The following is a 16,639-nucleotide window of genomic DNA, read 5'->3' as shown; positions in this document are numbered from 1 at the left end:
CCCCCATGAGCCGTTCTTTCCGCATCGCCCCCTCCATCCTCTCCGCCGACTTCGCCCGCCTGGGTGAAGAGGTGCGCAATGTCATCGCCGCTGGCGCGGACTGGATCCACTTCGACGTGATGGACAACCATTACGTACCCAACCTGACCTTCGGCCCCATGGTCTGCCAGGCACTCAAGCCGCATGCCCGGACCGCCGCCGGCGTGCCCGTTCCGGTGGACGTGCACCTGATGATCGAGCCCGTGGATGCGTTGGCCGCCGCGTTCGCCGACGCCGGGGCCGACTACATCAGCTTCCATCCGGACGCTTCGGCCCATGTGCACCGCAGCATCCAGGCCATCCGCGCCAAGGGCGTGAAGCCCGGCCTGGTGTTCAACCCGGCCGCGCCGCTGGATGTGCTCGACTGGGTGATCGACGACATCGATCTGATCCTCATCATGAGCGTGAACCCAGGGTTTGGTGGCCAGAGCTTCATCGACTCGGCGCTGCGCAAGATCGAGGAGGTGCGCCGCCGCATCGATGCCACGGGCAAGGACATCCGCCTCGAGGTGGACGGCGGCATCAAGACGGACAACATCCGCCGTGTGGCGGATGCGGGCGCCGATACGTTCGTGGCGGGCAGCGCCATCTTCGGCAAGCCAGACTACCAGGGCGTTATCGACGCCATGCGCGTGCAGCTGGCCTGACGTCCACGGCGGCTGGCCAGGCCGCGCCGCTGCGGCCTGCCGCGGCACGATTACCAATACGGGGCTGCCACTGCCTATTGCGGCACGACGGTGGTCGTGGTGGATTCACGCAGCACCCCGCCACCGGGCACCGAGCCGCTGGCCGGGCTGTTCTGGATGCGGCGCACGCATTCCGTCTGCTCCGCCGCCGTCGGGAACGCCGCGCAGCGCTGCGTGGCGTTGTCCGTGGCGGCGGCGCCCGGGTTGCTCAGCTGCCCCTTGCGGGACGCGTCCAGCGCGTTGTTCGCCTCGCGCAGGCAGGTCGCGAGGCTGTCCTGGGTGTTGTTGGTCATGCACTTCTCGCGCTCCTGCTCGTAGCGCGCACGGGCATCCGGGGGCGGCGTCTGGGCGAGGGCGCCTGCGCAGGCTGCCAACAGGGTCGCCGTGAGGACGGGGGCAAAAAAAGCGGTGCGGGTCATGTAAGGGCTCCTGGCAATCTCGGTAATCACAAACGGGCTGGCTTCAGCGTAGCCCCGAGCGCCTTGCGACCCTGTCAGACACCGCCTCCCGCCTCCGTGCGCCCTCGCGCCTTCCTTCTTTCATGGAGCATGCTGCCGCTTCGTTCGTGCGGAGCGTTCACGTGTCCGCGCGAATGCCTTGGCGCGCCCGGCGGATGGGCACGGCGCCAAACCAAAAAAAGGCCGACTTCATGTCAGCCTTTTTGGCCTGGAGCACCGTGGCTCAACGTGCGTTCTCTTGGTACCAGAAGCGGCGCTTGCGAGGAATGCCCAAGGTGGCCGTGGATTTCCCTGCTTCAATCCCTGATTCCTTGGGGTTCGGTGCCCCGATCACGAATTCCTTCTGCTTGGTCACTTCCGACGTTGTGCCATCTGCGTTGGTCTGGGTGTAGGTGATGGTCACGAATCCCGCCACGGGGCTGGGGGGCAGGCCGCCGCCATTGAGCTTCTGGCTTGCCGGAGCTCGGCAAAAGAGCGGCGCAGCGTAGGTGCGTGCCTCTCCCAGGTTGGCCGAGCATGTATTGCCCGGCGGTGTCGGCTTGTTGGTGCCGAAGTAAGTCTGGCCACGGAAGGTCGTCGCCGCATTCACCACCTTTTCGCCCGCCGTCATGGGAAAGTAGCAGCCATTGGTCATGTTGTCGGTGGTGCTGCCGGACAAACCGAGAGAGCCCGGCAAGATCGGGGTGAAGGATGTCGCCGTACCCTTGGCGGTCCGGTCATCAAACACGGTGAAAAAGCGGTCGGTGCCGGCTGTTGTGCCCTTCAAGGGCTTTTCCCGGTCGCCAGATCCCACTTGCACAGCGGTAAATGTTTTTGTCGGTACCACGTCAGGCGCGTAGAAGAACTTTCGGGTGTCCGTTCCTGCCAGCGCCGCCAGCTTGTAGATGCCCCAATCCGAGACGGCCGAGGAGGAGGGGGTCTCCAGATCGATGCGGTAGATGTTGCCACCGGTGTCCACCGCGTAGGCGCGGTCGGTGTAGCCGTCATAGTCTGAGTCGACAAGGGTGACGTCCGCGGGGACGCTGCGCGCGGTGTCAAACCTCTTGAGAACCGATCCCGTGAATGCGTCGAGCACGTAGACCGCATTGCCCATCGTGGTGCTACCGGGTGTGGCCGCGTCTTCCGCAGCGGCATCGTAGCCCCCGCCCATCACCAGCACGGGGTCGGCATGCCCCTTGATCTTTGCCACTCTGGGTTCGGACCACGTCTGCCCCAGCACGCTCAAGCGAGAGTCCGTGTCGGTATTGGATTTTCTCCAGAGGAACTTCGGTTGTGTTGGGTCCGTGACGTCCAGCGCATAGATGAAGCGTCCGCCACGACGCATGCCCACATACAGGTACACCTTGGCATTGGAGCCGTCCGCGTTCACTTTTTGATAGACGCTGATCGGCCCATCAACGAAGTAGTCGCGGGGCTGGGGCTTGCTGGCGGAGGTCTCGTCAATCACGAGCGTCGTGGACAAGCGGATATCCGGCGTGTTGTCGTGCAGCCGTTGGAGCTTGCCGAAATGCTCTTGCGGGATGAATCCCCAGAGTTCCGCGCCTGCATCATTGCCGCTCTGGTTGCCATTGATGGCTCGCAGCATGCCGTCGTTCGAGCCATAGAACACCACGACACCCGTATTCCCTCCATAGTTCACAACGGCTGGACGTGAATGCAGGATATCGCCGTGCACGCTCGGTCGGATCGTCGTTGCCGGCGTGGTGGTGGGGCCCACTTCCGCCGCGTTGTTGGTGCCACGCACCCAGTTGATGGTGCTGGTGTCCAGTGTGGAAGTGAGTGACGAGTTGGAAGTGCTGAACCGGGCGGAAGTGCTGGTTGCAAGGTTGGTTCCTGTGGCACATCCGATACAGGTATACAGGTTCCGTGTAGCCTGGTTGGTGGCATAGGCGCTCCGGATCAGTTGTGCGACGCCGCCTTTTTCGACAACCTCTCCATCCGGTGAGTCCGATGCGCTGGGAGGCGTGCCCATGGGATCCTTGGCCCAGAAAGTGCTGGGTGATGTCCAGAAGGAAATCGCTGTGGGCGAGATGAAGCCGGACGCACCGCTGACCGCCGCCTTTCCATCCGCCCCCGCCAGGAAGAGGGTGTCCGTGGGCACGTCGTATCCGAACTGGTACTGCTTGAGGTTGCCGCGCCAGCGGGGACGAGAGTCAGGGTCAGGTCGGAACATGCCCATGAACACCTGGTTCTGGTAGGTGCCTCGGGCATTCACGCTGACGGGCAGGCTGGCGGACGAAAACACGCTGTCACTCGCCTGGAGCTGGTTGAATATGGATACCAGCTTCTCAGCGATATCAGTACCCGCGGAGCTGACGGCGAAGTATTCCCCACCGCTGTTGACCGCCATGCTTCCAAGCAAGGCGCTCCATCCCGGGCCCTGGCCGGTCGTGACACGGTCCACATCCATGGTGTAGGTTGTGATATTGCTGGGCGACTTCTTCATGAAGCGCGCCCACTCATCGGCAAAATTGCTTTGTGAACCGTTCGGCGACAGGTCCGTGATATCGGCTGGACGGGCAAGGCCGGCTGCTGCGTAGGCTGCAGACAGGCGGGTGGATGCATCGGTGTTGTCGCTGTTGTTGTCTTGCGCTGCGCCGTTGCTGATGTAGATGATGTAGTTGCGCGCGCAGGCGTCAACGAGCGGGCTGCGATAGGGGGATCCCGCGAAAGACGGCAGGGCATTGTTGGGCTGTGCGTAGATGGCATTGGAAAATGCCGTGCCTGAAGCATTGCCTGCGTAGTCCGCCTTGACCTTGTTGTTCCCAGAGTTGGGCGCAGCACCCGTGAAGTAGTAGTAGGCCTCGGCCATCGTCTTGCCGGCCTTCCCGCCATTGGATTTGTCCCCCAGCTTGTCCAGGCTGCCGAGCATGTTGGTGAACGTGGTCTTGTAGGCAGCGTCCAATGGCCTGATGGCCGCGCGCAGATAGCCGCCATCGACGTTGTTGTTGGGGTTGCCGGTTTCCGTGAACAGCATCAGGCCTACGCGAAACTTGCCAGCCGGCAAGGCATTGATGGTGCTCACCATGGCGGCAATTTCGTTGGTAAACGCATTGTTCCAGTTGGCCGTGTTGTCCAGCAGGATGAGTACGTTGGGGGGATCCGAGGTGGATGTGCCGCTGTAGATATCGATGTCGCTGGTGTACTGAGCGAGGCAGGGCAGGGTGGCTGCCAGCCCCATCGCCAGGACGGTCCACCGGCGCAGTTGACGGGTTGTGAAGCCTTGCATGGTGAAACTCCTGTGGCTACTTGCAGAAACTGGATACTTCGTTGCCGAAGACCACGACGGCGACGCCCTGGTTGACGGCGACCTTGGTTTGAGTCTGTGGATCGCTGACTTGCGCCCTGACATTCCACTCGCTGTTGGCGCAGCTTTCAGGGTCTGCGCCGGCGATCGGTGTTTCCAGGTCCACGAACGTTCCCCCCTGCTTGGGAGCGGCACGGCAGGGCGCGTAGACATCGATGGTGGTTGGCGTCTTCGGCGCCGGGGGAAGGTCGCCGGCAAGGATGGGTTTGGCGCGCGTGCACTGGGGTCTTGGCGAAAGCACCGCGGAGTAGTCCGTTGTCCCGTTGCCATCCATGTCGACCAGAACCGGCGAGGCAGCCACCCCGTCGGGGTTGGTATGGAAGGTGGACGCGCTGATGGTTTTCTCCACCGCCATCTGTGCTGCGGAAAGCCCTTCCTGGCGCGCCTGCGTATTGCCGATGATGCGCAAATTTCCGGACGAACTGTTGAACGCGCTGATGGCAAACAGGCTCATCAGCACCAGGAAGATCAGGGCGACCACCAAGGTGGCGCCACGCTGGGTGGTATGGGTGTTCATGGTGATGACGCTGGCGTGGCGGGGGGAGAAACCTCGCGCAGACCTGCCACGTTGGTAAGGCGCACCGTGGTGGTGTACACGCGGCGCTTGAAGCCGCTGCCGTCTCCGGAGATGCTGGAGGGGCCCATGACATAGGTCTTGCCGCTGTCGCTGTAGCCCGGAGACTTTTCCGTGGTCCTGGAGAGCAGATGAAGACGCACGGCAACGACGTTGGCCCAGTCGTTGTCGCGGGCGCCCACGACCCCGCTCAGCCCGGGGCGAAACACATCAGGGCCGCCTTTGCTGGCATCGGTTGCGGGGTCCGCATCGGCGGGATCGGTGGTGTCGAAACCATACTCGAGGACGAGATTCTCGATCCCCTCGGCCAGCGGCACGGTCACCATCTGGGTCCCACGCAGCTCCGCCATCTTGAGTGTGGGCGTCGTGTCGCTACCGCACTCGTTGCAGTCGGCGATGTAGTAGATGCGGGAAACGTATTGCCGGACCGGGTTGATGCCATTGCACTGCAAGTTCCTGAGGGTGAAATCCCCCGAGGTTGCGGACACGAGGAAGGGGTCGGCCACAGGATCGGTGACACATCGGGATGTCTGCACGTAGGGCGCATTGGCAACCTTGGCTGCGGGCGCCACGAGATCGGCCCCCAGCCGATGGATTGCAAACGCGATGGTTCCAGCCTTGTGGTTTGTGATGCATGTCGCCGGCAAGGCTTGAGCCTGTGCCGCTGTCAGGCCCATGAGGGGCAGCGGTACCTTGGGGTCTGATGGAACGGTTTTGTCCCAGCCCAGGTCGGGCAGCGCAGTCGCGCAGACGTCGGGGGTGGTATAGCCCAGGAAGTCCGCCGGCACCTCGCCGTAGAAGCCCGCAAGGGCGAGATCGTCGTGCAGCAGCTCCTCCGCATAGCGGCCGTTTTCAATCTGCCGGATGCTTTTTTCGAGTTCGTTCCCCGACTGGCTGCTGTTGGCGAACAGCAGAGCCAGCCCCGCGACCAGCACCAGGCCGATGGCAAGGCCCACCATCAGCTCCACGAGCGAAAATCCGCGCTGGCGCTGGCGCAGGCGTGCAGACGGCGTGTGCGAGGCTGCGAATGTAGGTTTCATGGGCGGTTCAGGGTGCGGGATCCGTGAGCTGGGCCACCTGCATCACGACGGAAACGACGCGGCGGGTGTCCTCGCTGCTGTACGCGTTCTGGCCACAGGCGTTTGCGGGAGACCCGCTGGGCTGCAGGCCTTGCCATGCCACGGAGATCAAGTACTGGTTGGTTGCCGGATTGGTGATGCAGCCGCGTGCGTTCAGCATGGCGCCCACCTTGGTGCCGCCCTGCACCTCCCCTGCCCCTTGGATGGTCGTGGCCCATTCACACATATCCCGCTGCGCGGTCGTGAGGGCCGCATTGGTGCAATCGCCTGGCGCCGCCGTGCCGATGCTGCTGCCTACATAGGCCACCGCATCACCACGGTTCAATTTCATGCGCTCGGCCATGTCATTGACCAGGATGAGTGCCTGTGATCGCTGATATCCCTCGAGATTGGCCACGGTGGTGCGGGCCTGCAGGCCAACAAAACCCAGTACGCCAAATGCAACGATCAGCATGGCAATCAGCGCCTCGATCAACGCGACACCTTGCTGGGGAGAGGAAGAGGACTTCATGGCGGGCAAGCGGTGGTGGCGCTCTTGGGGCGACCCGAGGGATCGAGTGAAATGCAGCGGCTGCGATTGGCATCGCTGTTCATCAGGGCGAAACGGGCCACGGTGGTGGAACTGGAGACGCGACCGTTGCGATCGAATGTGACAAGCGCTGGTCCGGTGAAAGTCACGCCGTTGCCGACGGGGTTTTTGCGGCTCACGACCTCTGTGCCCACCATCACGCTCCAGCCGGACTCCCAGTGGGAGGCATCGCCTGAAGTGGGGCGAAGCGTGACCGGGGTGGCAAGCTGGCCGCGCTTGAGGGCTTCGTTGCGGGCCAGTGTCAGGTCCGCCATGAGGTCGAAGGCCGCGGCACGCATGCGCTGCATTTCCAGCAAGTTGCGAAAGGAAGGGGCCGCCAAGGACACCACCACCGCCAGCAGGGCTACGGTGACCATCAGCTCAATGAGCGTGAACCCGGCGGCCGGGCGGTGTCTGAGGGTATGCATGGCGCGTCTTCCCCTACCAGCAGCCCGTCTGGGCGTTTCCGTTTTTCACGGCGGTCTTTGCTCCCGTGTGGTCCACGCCCAGGGTGCCGCACTTGTCGTTCAATTGGCTGCCCTGGGGTGTCGCTGTGGCGGTGAAGGAAGGAGGGGTGCTGGCCGGTGCACTGACAGTGATGGTGTAGTTGGCGGTGACCTGAGGAGGAACCGCGACGTTCAGGGCGGCCGCCGTCGCCGCGTAACTGCGCGTGTCCAGGAGCATTTGTTGCTGCCGGGTGCCGATGTTCATGAGTACCGATTGCGCTTCTGCACGGCGTGATTTGCGCACGTGCTCCTGGTAAGAGGGATAGGCGACGGCAGCCAGGATGCTGATCACAGCCACTGTGATCATCAGCTCTATCAGGGTAAACCCCTTGTTCCGATCCATGTCGGTTCTCCTCTGCCAAGCTGCGGTGTTGCGATGAAATGTGAAATTATCACATTCATTCTATTGCAAAATGTTGCACGGAGGTGGGCTGGAGGCGGTGTCGTGGTCGATGGAGCGACAGCAGACAACCGCGTTGGAAGGTGAGTCCGTGGCGCCTTGGGCAGCATGGCAAATGCCGCGAAATTCGCGGAAAATCGCGGGTTATTCCGAACATTCATGCAAGATCGAATTTCCTGGACCCAAGCCGCCCTGGCACGCATCCTGCGGCCAGCGGTGCGTCTGGCCCTGGCGATGGGTCTGAAGCATCCGCAGCTCGAAGAGGTGCTGCGCGACCTCTTGGTCGACGAGGCCAGGAATCTATGGCTCGCGAAGGATGGGGCGAAACCCAATCTCAGCCAGTTGGCCACCACGACCGGGCTCAATCGCAAGGACGTGACAGCCCGGGTGCGCGACACGCGCTCCGTGTTGCCTGCCACCGAGGGTTCTGCGGCGGCGAAGGCCTACACGGCCTGGCTCCAGGTGGTCTCGGAAGACGAATCGCAGCGCACATTGCCCTTGGCGGATTCTGGGAAGGGCCATTCCTTCGAACTGCTGTCCCGGTTCGCGACCCGTGGCAATGTCCACCACCGCACCGTGCTGGAAGAGTTGCTGAGGCTGAACCTGGTCGCTCTCTCGGACGGTGAGGTCCACTTGCTGGGGGACAGCTTTTTGCCCACCGCCAGCGTGCGCGACATGCTCGCCTTCCTGGGAGACAACGTGCGAGACCATCTGCAGGCCGCGGTATCCAACACGCTGGGCCAGCAGCCCCGCATGCTGGAGCGCGCGGTCTATGCCTCCGGCTTGACACTGGAGGACTGCGAGCGCATACATCAGGTCGCACGCCAGCACTGGGAGGCGACCCACCATCTGCTCGTGCGGGAGATGACGGACGCCGTGGAACAGAGCGACGGGCAGGGGGCGGGGCGCATGCGTGTCGGGATCTACGCCTACTACGAGGACGAACGGGATCGGCCCCACGGCATCGAGGCGCCCGTGGTGCCTCTCCAAGGGGCCGGCCAGCCGAGAGCATCTGATCCGTTGAAAGAATAACAGTGAGATATCCCATGAATGTGTTGATTCGGTCAGTCTTGCTGACTCTGTGGCTCGCCTTGGCAGCTTGTGGCGGTGGGTCGCAGGAGGGCACTGCGCCCGCAGGAGTGGGAGGCGGTGGAGTCTCGGGCCCAGGCACTGATGCCGGCACAGGTTCGGGTTCGGGCACTGATGCCGGCACGGGCACAGGCACGGGCACAGGCACAGGCACGGGCACAGGCACAGGCACAGGCACAGGCACAGGCACAGGCACAGGCACGGGCACGGGCACGGGCACGGGCACGGGCACAGGCACAGGCACAGGCACAGGCACAGGCACAGGCACGGGCACGGGCACGGGCACGGGCACGGGCACGGGCACGGGCACAGGCACAGGCACAGGCACAGGCACAGGCACAGGCACAGGCACAGGCACAGGCACAGGCACAGGCACAGGCACAGGCGATGGGGTGGGAGATGGTGTTGCTGCCGCCCCAGGGGACGCGGGCGGCGTGGGCTCCGGAGGCACGGGGGTGACGGCTTCCGCCGTGGGCATCGGCGTTGCGGACGGTTTTGGCAGCGTGATTGTCAATGGCGTGCGATTTGCCACCGACACTGCGCAGATCACGACAGAGGATTCGGACGCGTTGCGCCTGGGGATGACCGCGTTGATCAGCGGCTCCATTCGGCCAGACCTGGCGACGGGGGTCGCGACCAGCGTGCTTTCGGTCCCCGAGTTCCGGGGGCCGGTCACGGCGCTGAACGTGGCCGCGGGCGAATTCGAAATCTGGGGGAACCGGATTGCGGTGGATACAACCACGGTGTACGACGGCCTGGCGGGACTGTCCTCGGTGGCGGTGGGCACCACCTTGCAGATCTATGCGCTGCCAGTGGGGGATGGCCGGTGGCGTGCGAGCCGGGTCGAACGCAAGGACCCGGGCATGCCGTTGATCATGGCGGGTGCCATTGAACAGCTTGATGGTGCTTCCAGGACCTTCCGGCTGGGCGGCCATCTGGTGAGCTACGCGGCCGCGTCTTTCAAGGGCACGTTGCTCGGCACTGCATTGGCCAATGGCATGGTGGTGTACGTGCGGGCCATGGCGCCGCCCGTTGATGGCGTGCTGAACGCTCAACAGATCCGGCGAGGCCACACCTTGCCCACGGCGGGGAGCTTCGCGGCCAACCTGCTGGGCATCGTGTCGAACTTCAGTCATCTGAATGCCGAGTTCTCGCTGTACGGAACGCGGGTGAATGCCGCGTCCGCGCTCATCACGGGCGGGCCCGCCACGGCCATTGGAAATGGCGTCAAGCTCGAAGTCGCCGGAACGATGGCCGGCGGTGTGCTGGTGGCCCAGCGGGCGCGCATTCGCCATGTGCCGGGGGCGGGCGGGCCTGCCACCTTTGAGCTGATCGGTGCCATTGGGCAGTATCGGTCCATCCATGACTTCCGTGTGAACGGACAGCCCGTGAATGCCTCCGGTGAGGGCGTGGTGTTCGCCAACGGGACGGCGAAGGGTTTGCGCAATGGCGTTCGCGTGACGGTGCGAGGCCGCCAGGTGGTTTCCGGGGTACTTCAGGCCACCGAAGTTCAATTCGAATGATGCCCTGGAGGCCTCGGACCGGGTGCGGCGCAGGCGTCTCGCAACGCGCTGTGGCGCAGCCGCGGGAACGTGGTGCGCGGTGGCCGGTGCAACCCCGCTGCCCCCCGTTGCGCGTGGGGCGAAGGCGTCAGCCCAGGCGCTGAAAGGTCAGGACGAAGGCCACGCCATCGGCCGTATTGCGCGCGTTGACTGCGCCGCCCATCTTGGCCATGTAGGTCTTGGCCACGAACAGACCCTGGCCCCGGTGCCCGGTCTCGCCCTCCGGCATGGGCAGGCTGGGGTCGGAGACGCCCAGCTCGAAAATGCGCTCCAGCAGATCCTCGTCGATAGTGGCGCCCTGGTTGTGCAGCGTGGCGCTGGCGGTGGATTCGGAGGCCGCCAGCGTCAGCGTGATCGCCGTGCCCGCCGGGCGGTAGCGGTCGGCGTTGCGCAGGATGTGGGTCACCACGTCCTCCAGCGCAAACTCGTCCGCCCGCACGATGACAGGCCCCGCGCCGCCTTCATAGACCACCTGGTCGATACCGGCAAAGTGCGCGTTGCCGGCCACATGGCGCAGGAAGGCGTCCAGGTCCAGCCGCCCCTGCGGCACGTCCGCCGCCTGCAAGGCCTCCGCCGGGGATGCAGTGCCATAGAGCACGTGCACCGCCTGCTGCATGCGCTGGATGTAGCGGTGGCCCGGGTCGCTTGCGCCGCCGTGCAGCACCATGAGCGACTGCAAGGGGGACATGATCTCGTGCCCCACGGCATGCCACATGTCGCGCTCCTGCTGGGCGCGCAACTGTTCGCGCTGGATGTCGTCCTTCACGCGCTGCAGAAGGTCGGCCAGGCCTCCGGCCAGAATGCCCAGTTCGTCCGACCCACGCAGGTCCGATACGTCGAGGTCGCCCAGGCGCGGGCCGATGTGCCCCTCCTGCACGTTGTACGAAACCGCTGCCGCGCGGCGGGTGAGGGCGGTCACGCGGCGGATGAGGCCCACTTCCACCACCAGCCAGGCCAGTGCGATGGCCGCGAGCATCGCGCCCAGGTACCACGACACCCGGGTGGCCACGGCCGCAAGCCCCTGCTCCACGCCGCGCAGGTTGCCGGTGAAGGTCACGGCATAGTTGCCCGCCGGAGTGTCCAGAATGTCGAGGCCCGCCGGTACGGGCTGCGTCCTGTTGTCGCCAGCGGCCTGCCACTCCAGCGGCAGCCAGCTGATGAGGCGCAGCAGCCAGGGCGCCGACGGATCTGCCTGCACCTCGGAGCCCTTGAGCGTGATCGCTTCGCTGTCGCTCGTGCCCAGCTTGCGGATCTGTACCTGTTCGCCAGGCAGCAGGGTGCGCGCCACGTCGGCCAGCGATGCGGCGGCCTGGGCTCCGGGGGCATTGCTGTCGAACAGGGGCGCAACCGCACCGGGCGCCAGCATTTCCACGCGCAAGCGCATGCTGCCCAGATCCTGTGGCGGCCAGACCAGGCGCTGCTTGTCAAACAGCGCTTCGCGGAACAGCTCCACGGGAAGGCGGATGGAATAGAAGGTGCGGCGCAGGCAATCGGGCGCGGCGCCCGCGAGGTCCCGGCACTGGCCGTTCTGCCAGAGCCAGCCGCGAAAATCCCGCACCGGCCGGGCACGTGCGTCCAGGGATTCCTCGCCACCGTCCACGAAACCCGTCAGGCGGCCCCGGGTGCTGATCGTGCCCTGGGGGGGCAGTGCTTCAAAGGGCGCGACCCAGCGGGATGTGGCGCCGCGCATGTCCAGCGTGACGCGGGCGCGGTGCACCGCCTGCAGGTCCAGGGCACCACGTTCGCGCGGCACCAGCGCGCCCGCGTAGAAGCTGCCCACCAGATAGATGAAGCCCCCGGCATACGGGTTGTTGCCGATGGCCGCGCAGACCGACGCGCCGTCGGGGTACTGCACCGCGCAGCCTGCCATCTCCACCGCCTGCTGGGCCTTGTTCTGGTCGTCGAAGTCCAGCGCCGCATAGGGCAGCAGCAAGGGTGCGAGCGGTGCCGGGGCCGAACCCCGGCTGCCCGCGTTGAGCAGGGCCAGCTGCCCCGAGGGGTGGCGCAGGCGGGCCATGACCTCGGACTGGCTGCGCGCGAAGCCGTGCCGGTAGCTTTGCCAGCCACGCTCCTTTTCTTCCTTGAGCAGCACCACGCTCAGCGCGACGGTGGCCAGCGCCAGCAGCACAAACACACCGCGCACCAGAATCCGCAGCCGGAAGGCGGGCAGGCCCAGGCGGGGCATTTCCAGCTTGGGGATGTCGAGCGTGGGGCGCAGCAGGCGTTTCATTTCAGGTCCCCCTGCGTGAAAGCACTGCACACGGCGTCTGAACCCGGCGCGGCCCAGGCCAGGGCCGCCGTGCAAGGGCCGCCCCGCCGCACTGGCGGCGTCCCCCTTCCTGAATGGCGCAGCCGTTCGAGAGAAGGGGGAAGCGGCGAAGCCGCTCAGGGGGATGCCTCACTTGCCTACCCAGCGAAAGCCCCGCATGGGCACGTTTTCAATGCCTTCGAAGGCGGGGTCCACCTCGCGCAGGGCTTCGCGGATGGTGCTCACATGCTTGCGCACGTTGTCCCGGTTGCGCCCGCTCTTGACCACCTCGAACAGCTCGTCGTACGACACGACCTCGCCGCTGCGCTGGTGCAGCGTGGCCAGGATGCGCTGGGCCGTCAGCGGCAGGTTGATGCGCTCGCCGCGCCAGGTGGGGGTGCGCTGCCACAGCGGGTCCAGCACCAGCGCATCCGGCGCCGGCGCGGACAAGGACGTGGCGGCGTTCGCCGGGGCCTGCGTGGTGCGCAGGATGTCGAGGAAGGTCTCGATGAAGTCGGCCTCCTCGAACGTGGTCTTCTGCAGGTAGTCCCACGCGTCCAGCGCCTTCATGATGCTGCGGTAGATGGCGGCGGGCATGGCCGACACCACCAGTACCGGCGTGCCCTGGCGGCGCTTGTTGATGGCGTTGATGAGCGCCACGCCCGCATGGCGCTCGCGGCCCAGTTCGATGTCGAGCACCACGGCGTCGTAGTGCTCGCGCGCCAGGGCGGCTTCGGCGTCGTCGCGCGTGAACCACTGGTCGATCACGATGCCGTTTTTCGCGCTCGCAATCCAGCCCGCCAGCTGGTTGCTGGTGGGCAGGTCGTCTTCGATCACGGCGATGCGGGTCATGGTGGGGCGCGGAGTGGGTGGGGGTGCGTGGATTATCCGGGGCGCCTGGCTTGCCCGGTGTGAAGGTTTCTTCCGGGCCCGGAGGGTTTGCGCGGCGGGCGTGAGGGCTTTGGGGGCTGCGCTGCATTGTTGCTTCCGGGGTGAATCCGAAGAATCAGTCCCCAATGAGCAGCCCGGTTGGGCCGCTCAGAAGCAGACAACAAATTCACCACCCAAGAGAGAGAAACACCATGAGAACCGCCTGGAGCCGCATCGTGCAAGCCCTGCGTGGCCGCAACGCCGCCGCCCACCCGCTGGACGCCCGTGCCGAAGGGCCGCAAGCTGCGGCACCTGTGGAAGCCGACGCCCCCACGCCAGCATCCGCGGCCGAAGGGCGCATCCACTGGGCCTACCTGCTGCCCACGGCCAGCACGGCGCGCTGGATGGCGGCCGCAGCCGTGGTGGTGGCCGCCGGTGCCCTGGTGGTGCGCCACCCACCGGTGCAGCAACTGGGCCAGGGCGAGCTGGCGGTCCGCATGAACCAGTTCACCGGTTCGGTGAGCCAGTGGCGCGACGGCAGCATGTGGGTGGTGCCGGGCCTGCACAGTGTGCGCATCTTCTCCTTGCGGGACCAGAGCTATCGCCCTGAAGCCATGCGCCAGGCCAACGGCAGCGCACCCCTGCAATCGGTGGAAGGCCTGTCGTTCGGGCTCGACCTGAGCGTGCGCTACGCGCTCGATCCCGCCTCCGACGCCGTCCGGGCCGGCCGCCTGCCCGATGACGTGGACGCCGACATCGTGGCGCCTGCCGTGCAGGGCTTGGTCTACAGGGTGTTTGCCCGCTACACGGTGCGCGAGATTTTCTCGTCCAAGCGCGCCGAAATCGCGCAGACCATTGAAGCCGAACTGCGCACCCGCCTGGCCGCCGAAGGCGTGCTGCTGCGCCATGTGCAGATCGGCAAGGTGGACCTGCCCGCCGAATACCGCCGTGGCATGGACAGCCTGCTGGCCGAGGAGCTGGCGTCCGAGAAGATGCGCTACACGCTGGAGCTCAAGGACAAGCGCGTGAAGGAGACCGAGCTCGACGCCAGCGCCGACAAGGTGCGCCGCGAGGTGGCCGCCGAAGCCGCCGCCCGCGAGCAGGTGATCGCCGCCCGCGCCCAGGAAGAGGCCATGAAGCACGTGCTGCCCTTCAAGCAGCGCCAGATCGAGCAGCGCCAGCTGGAGGCCGAGGCCGAGAAGGTCTCGCGCATCAAGGCCGCGGAGGGCAGCGCGCAGGCGCGCCGCATCGAAGCCAACGGCGAGGCCGATGCGCGCCAGAAGCTGGCCGAGGCCGAGGCCTACCGCATGGACCGCATCGGCAAGGTCAACGCCGAGCAGATGGCGCGCGAAGGCGCCCTGGTCACGCGCCACCCGTTGCTGATCCAGAAGACGCTGGCCGACAAGCTGTCGGACAAGATCCAGGTCATCATCGCGCCCCCGCCGACCAATGGCGATTTCATCGGTGCCGCGCTGCTGGGCGGCAACCGCAATGCCCAGGCCGTGGCCGCGCAGGCTGCCGCCGGTGCCGACGACACCGCCACGACCCCCGCCACGGAGCAATGAACATGGACCGCACCACCCTCACGCTCGTCGCAGCCATCGCCTCTGCCGCCGCGATGCTCGCCACCGCCGCAGTGCCCCCCGCGCCCGCCAGCGCATTCGGCAGCGCCATCGTCGTGCAGGACCAGGCCAGCCTGCGCGCCGCCCCGCGCGACTCGGCCCAGCAGCAGTCCGCCCTGTGGCAGGGCGAGGTGCTCGAAGTGCGCGGCGAGCGCCTCGACTACCTGCAGGTCTGGGACCACAAGCGCGAACGCGGCGGCTTCATCCGCGCCAGCGACGTGCGCCGCGTGGCGCTCGATGAGGCCCAGGGCCCGGCCCTGCTGTCGGTGCTGCGCTTCGTGCGCGACAGCCCGGGCGCCGAGGCGCTGGGCATCGGCATCACGGCCGCCTACCTGCAGGCCGCGCCCGCCAGTGCGCTGGCCGGTGAGCAGGGCGCCCAGGCCTTCGACGCACTGGGCACGCTGGCCGACCGGCTGGCGCGCCGCGCCTCGGCCGCCGTGCCGGGCAAGGCCTCGGGCGCCACGCTGTCGGCCCACCTGGACGTGGCCAACGGCTACGGCGTGCGCTTCACGACCTACGAGGTCGAAGGCCGCATGCAGGTCTGCTACGACGGCGAGGCCTTTCGCCGCGTGATGGCCATGCCCGTGGCCGATGCCGAGCAGCGCGCCCGCGCCGCCCTGGCCCTCACCCGCCCCGAGTGCGTGAACCCCGACCTGCCGCCGCACGAGCGTGCCCGCGTGCAGGAATGGCAGTCCGATGTGCTCGAACGCGTGGACGTGGCCGGCCTGCCCTCCTATGTGCGCAACCGCATCCAGGTGCGCCGTGCCAGTGTGTGGAGTGCCCTGGCCTTCCAGCAGGCGCGCAAGGATGCCGTCGGCCCGGCCGTGGCCGCTGCTGCGGCCCGCGCCCTGGCCGAGTTCTCCGGTGTGAGCAGGAACGACCTGCCCGACGAGGACCAGCCGGCCTACAACGATGCCGCCATGCGCGTGGGCGCCGTGCGCTGGGCCCTGGTGCCCGCCAGCCTGCCGGTGGCCCAGGGCAGCCGCCCGGGCATCGTGACCGAGCCCGGTGCGCCCGGCGAGACCTGCGTGCTGCTGGTCGATGCCCACAGGGGCGTGAAGACCCCGCTGCTGCGCCGCTGCACCTACGGCGTGGTCTGGGCTGCCTCGGCCAGCGTGAACCGCGAGGGCACGGCCGTGGCCCTGGCCGTGCAGCCGCTGGAAGGCTGGCGCGAGCTGTGGGTGATGCGCAAGACCGCCGAGGGCTGGCTGGTCGACGTGCTGCCCCCCGCCGCCACGGCGCCCGAAACCGGCGTGGCCGAGTGGGCTGGCTGGGTGCCCGGCGGCCAGCAGATGCTGGTGGCGCGCGAGGCCCGGGGCCAGGGCCGCTACCGCAAGAGCTTCGAGATCGTGCGCCTGGAAGGCCTGGCCACCGAGCGCGTGACGGGTGACGTGGCCGCGCTGCCTCTGTTCCAGCGCTGGCAGGACCCGGCCTGGAAGCGCCAGACACTGAGCTTGAGATGAGCACCCCTGAGTCGCTTCGCGCCTTCCCCCTCTCTCAGATTGTTTCGCAATCTGGGCGGGGACGCTCCCAGCGCGGCGGGGCGGCCCTTGCGCGGGAGCACTGGTTTTGGCCGCGCCAGTTTCACGGGGCAATGGCCATGCATGGCGGTCGCGATGTGCGACGAAGAT

14 protein-coding genes are annotated in these 16,639 nt (G+C 66.5%); 5 read left to right on the top strand and 9 right to left on the bottom strand.

What is annotated here, in order from left to right; all coding sequences use genetic code 11:
- The first annotated feature begins 5 nt into the window (after nt 1-5).
- The gene (gene rpe, locus AC07PV_RS18865) at nt 6-686 is read left to right on the top strand and encodes a ribulose-phosphate 3-epimerase (protein ID WP_218341214.1); all 681 of its coding nucleotides are present in this window, start codon (nt 6-8) and stop codon (nt 684-686) included.
- 74 nt (nt 687-760) lie between these two features.
- Here rpe and AC07PV_RS18860 read toward each other — a convergent pair whose 3' ends face one another.
- The 7 genes from AC07PV_RS18860 to AC07PV_RS18830 form a co-directional block, all read right to left on the bottom strand.
- Nucleotides 761-1,144, bottom strand: a complete 384-nt coding sequence (locus AC07PV_RS18860) for a hypothetical protein (protein ID WP_218296783.1) — start codon at nt 1,142-1,144, stop codon at nt 761-763.
- A gap of 262 nt (nt 1,145-1,406) precedes the next feature.
- Nucleotides 1,407-4,412 carry a pilus assembly protein gene (locus AC07PV_RS18855; protein ID WP_369643594.1) on the bottom strand — a complete coding sequence of 1,002 codons (3,006 nt, stop codon included), beginning with the start codon at nt 4,410-4,412 and terminating at the stop codon, nt 1,407-1,409.
- Between the two features lie 16 nt (nt 4,413-4,428).
- On the bottom strand, nt 4,429-5,007 hold the full coding sequence (locus tag AC07PV_RS18850) for a pilus assembly PilX family protein (protein ID WP_494631034.1): 579 nt from the start codon (nt 5,005-5,007) through the stop codon (nt 4,429-4,431).
- A complete protein-coding gene (locus AC07PV_RS18845) occupies nt 5,004-6,104 on the bottom strand; it encodes a PilW family protein (RefSeq protein ID WP_494631033.1) in 1,101 nt (366 codons plus the stop codon). The genes AC07PV_RS18850 and AC07PV_RS18845 overlap by 4 nt, the downstream gene beginning before the upstream one ends.
- Before the next feature lie 7 nt (nt 6,105-6,111).
- Nucleotides 6,112-6,654 carry a type IV pilus modification protein PilV gene (gene pilV / locus AC07PV_RS18840; RefSeq protein WP_218341219.1) on the bottom strand — a complete coding sequence of 181 codons (543 nt, stop codon included), beginning with the start codon at nt 6,652-6,654 and terminating at the stop codon, nt 6,112-6,114.
- Nucleotides 6,651-7,139, bottom strand: a complete 489-nt coding sequence (locus tag AC07PV_RS18835; RefSeq protein ID WP_218341220.1) for a GspH/FimT family pseudopilin — start codon at nt 7,137-7,139, stop codon at nt 6,651-6,653. Before AC07PV_RS18835 ends, pilV begins: the two co-directional genes overlap by 4 nt.
- Nucleotides 7,140-7,152: 13 nt before the next feature.
- Nucleotides 7,153-7,560, bottom strand: coding sequence for a type IV pilin protein (locus tag AC07PV_RS18830; protein ID WP_369643592.1), 408 nt, complete (start codon nt 7,558-7,560; stop codon nt 7,153-7,155).
- Nucleotides 7,561-7,776: 216 nt separating this feature from the next.
- On the opposite strand from AC07PV_RS18830, the gene AC07PV_RS18825 reads away from it, so the two are divergent.
- Together AC07PV_RS18825 and AC07PV_RS18820 are read left to right on the top strand one after the other, a co-directional pair.
- Nucleotides 7,777-8,649 carry a DUF6502 family protein gene (locus AC07PV_RS18825; RefSeq protein WP_255591589.1) on the top strand — a complete coding sequence of 291 codons (873 nt, stop codon included), beginning with the start codon at nt 7,777-7,779 and terminating at the stop codon, nt 8,647-8,649.
- A 512-nt stretch (nt 8,650-9,161) separates the two neighbouring features.
- Nucleotides 9,162-10,229: a DUF5666 domain-containing protein gene (locus AC07PV_RS18820; RefSeq protein WP_494631032.1), complete on the top strand. Its 1,068-nt coding sequence runs from the start codon at nt 9,162-9,164 to the stop codon at nt 10,227-10,229.
- A gap of 127 nt (nt 10,230-10,356) precedes the next feature.
- Here AC07PV_RS18820 and AC07PV_RS18815 read toward each other — a convergent pair whose 3' ends face one another.
- Both AC07PV_RS18815 and AC07PV_RS18810 read right to left on the bottom strand, forming a co-directional pair.
- On the bottom strand, nt 10,357-12,498 hold the full coding sequence (locus AC07PV_RS18815; RefSeq protein WP_494631031.1) for a sensor histidine kinase: 2,142 nt from the start codon (nt 12,496-12,498) through the stop codon (nt 10,357-10,359).
- Nucleotides 12,499-12,666: 168 nt separating this feature from the next.
- Nucleotides 12,667-13,368 carry a response regulator transcription factor gene (locus tag AC07PV_RS18810; RefSeq protein ID WP_218296786.1) on the bottom strand — a complete coding sequence of 234 codons (702 nt, stop codon included), beginning with the start codon at nt 13,366-13,368 and terminating at the stop codon, nt 12,667-12,669.
- 230 nt (nt 13,369-13,598) lie between these two features.
- Between AC07PV_RS18810 and AC07PV_RS18805 the strand changes: the two genes are divergently transcribed.
- Nucleotides 13,599-14,951 carry an SPFH domain-containing protein gene (locus tag AC07PV_RS18805; protein WP_494631030.1) on the top strand — a complete coding sequence of 451 codons (1,353 nt, stop codon included), beginning with the start codon at nt 13,599-13,601 and terminating at the stop codon, nt 14,949-14,951.
- Nucleotides 14,952-15,004: 53 nt separating this feature from the next.
- Nucleotides 15,005-16,471 (top strand): hypothetical protein, encoded by a 1,467-nt coding sequence (locus AC07PV_RS18800; protein WP_494631058.1) that lies wholly within the window; start codon nt 15,005-15,007, stop codon nt 16,469-16,471.
- The last annotated feature ends 168 nt before the right edge of the window (nt 16,472-16,639 follow it).

Source organism: Acidovorax sp. GW821-FHT09A11 (assembly GCF_059418365.1).
The sequence above is the reverse complement of the archived record's forward strand: the minus strand, read 5'-3'. Positions and strand labels throughout refer to the sequence as shown.

Coding starts and splice junctions, on each gene's coding strand:
- rpe (WP_218341214.1), top strand. CDS start 6: ATGAGCCGTTCTTTCCGCATCGCCCCCTCCATCCTCTCCGCCGACTTC.
- AC07PV_RS18860 (WP_218296783.1), bottom strand. CDS start 1,144: ATGACCCGCACCGCTTTTTTTGCCCCCGTCCTCACGGCGACCCTGTTG.
- AC07PV_RS18855 (WP_369643594.1), bottom strand. CDS start 4,412: ATGCAAGGCTTCACAACCCGTCAACTGCGCCGGTGGACCGTCCTGGCG.
- AC07PV_RS18850 (WP_494631034.1), bottom strand. CDS start 5,007: ATGAACACCCATACCACCCAGCGTGGCGCCACCTTGGTGGTCGCCCTG.
- AC07PV_RS18845 (WP_494631033.1), bottom strand. CDS start 6,104: ATGAAACCTACATTCGCAGCCTCGCACACGCCGTCTGCACGCCTGCGC.
- pilV (WP_218341219.1), bottom strand. CDS start 6,654: ATGAAGTCCTCTTCCTCTCCCCAGCAAGGTGTCGCGTTGATCGAGGCG.
- AC07PV_RS18835 (WP_218341220.1), bottom strand. CDS start 7,139: ATGCATACCCTCAGACACCGCCCGGCCGCCGGGTTCACGCTCATTGAG.
- AC07PV_RS18830 (WP_369643592.1), bottom strand. CDS start 7,560: ATGGATCGGAACAAGGGGTTTACCCTGATAGAGCTGATGATCACAGTG.
- AC07PV_RS18825 (WP_255591589.1), top strand. CDS start 7,777: ATGCAAGATCGAATTTCCTGGACCCAAGCCGCCCTGGCACGCATCCTG.
- AC07PV_RS18815 (WP_494631031.1), bottom strand. CDS start 12,498: ATGAAACGCCTGCTGCGCCCCACGCTCGACATCCCCAAGCTGGAAATG.
- AC07PV_RS18810 (WP_218296786.1), bottom strand. CDS start 13,368: ATGACCCGCATCGCCGTGATCGAAGACGACCTGCCCACCAGCAACCAG.
- AC07PV_RS18805 (WP_494631030.1), top strand. CDS start 13,599: ATGAGAACCGCCTGGAGCCGCATCGTGCAAGCCCTGCGTGGCCGCAAC.
- AC07PV_RS18800 (WP_494631058.1), top strand. CDS start 15,005: ATGCTCGCCACCGCCGCAGTGCCCCCCGCGCCCGCCAGCGCATTCGGC.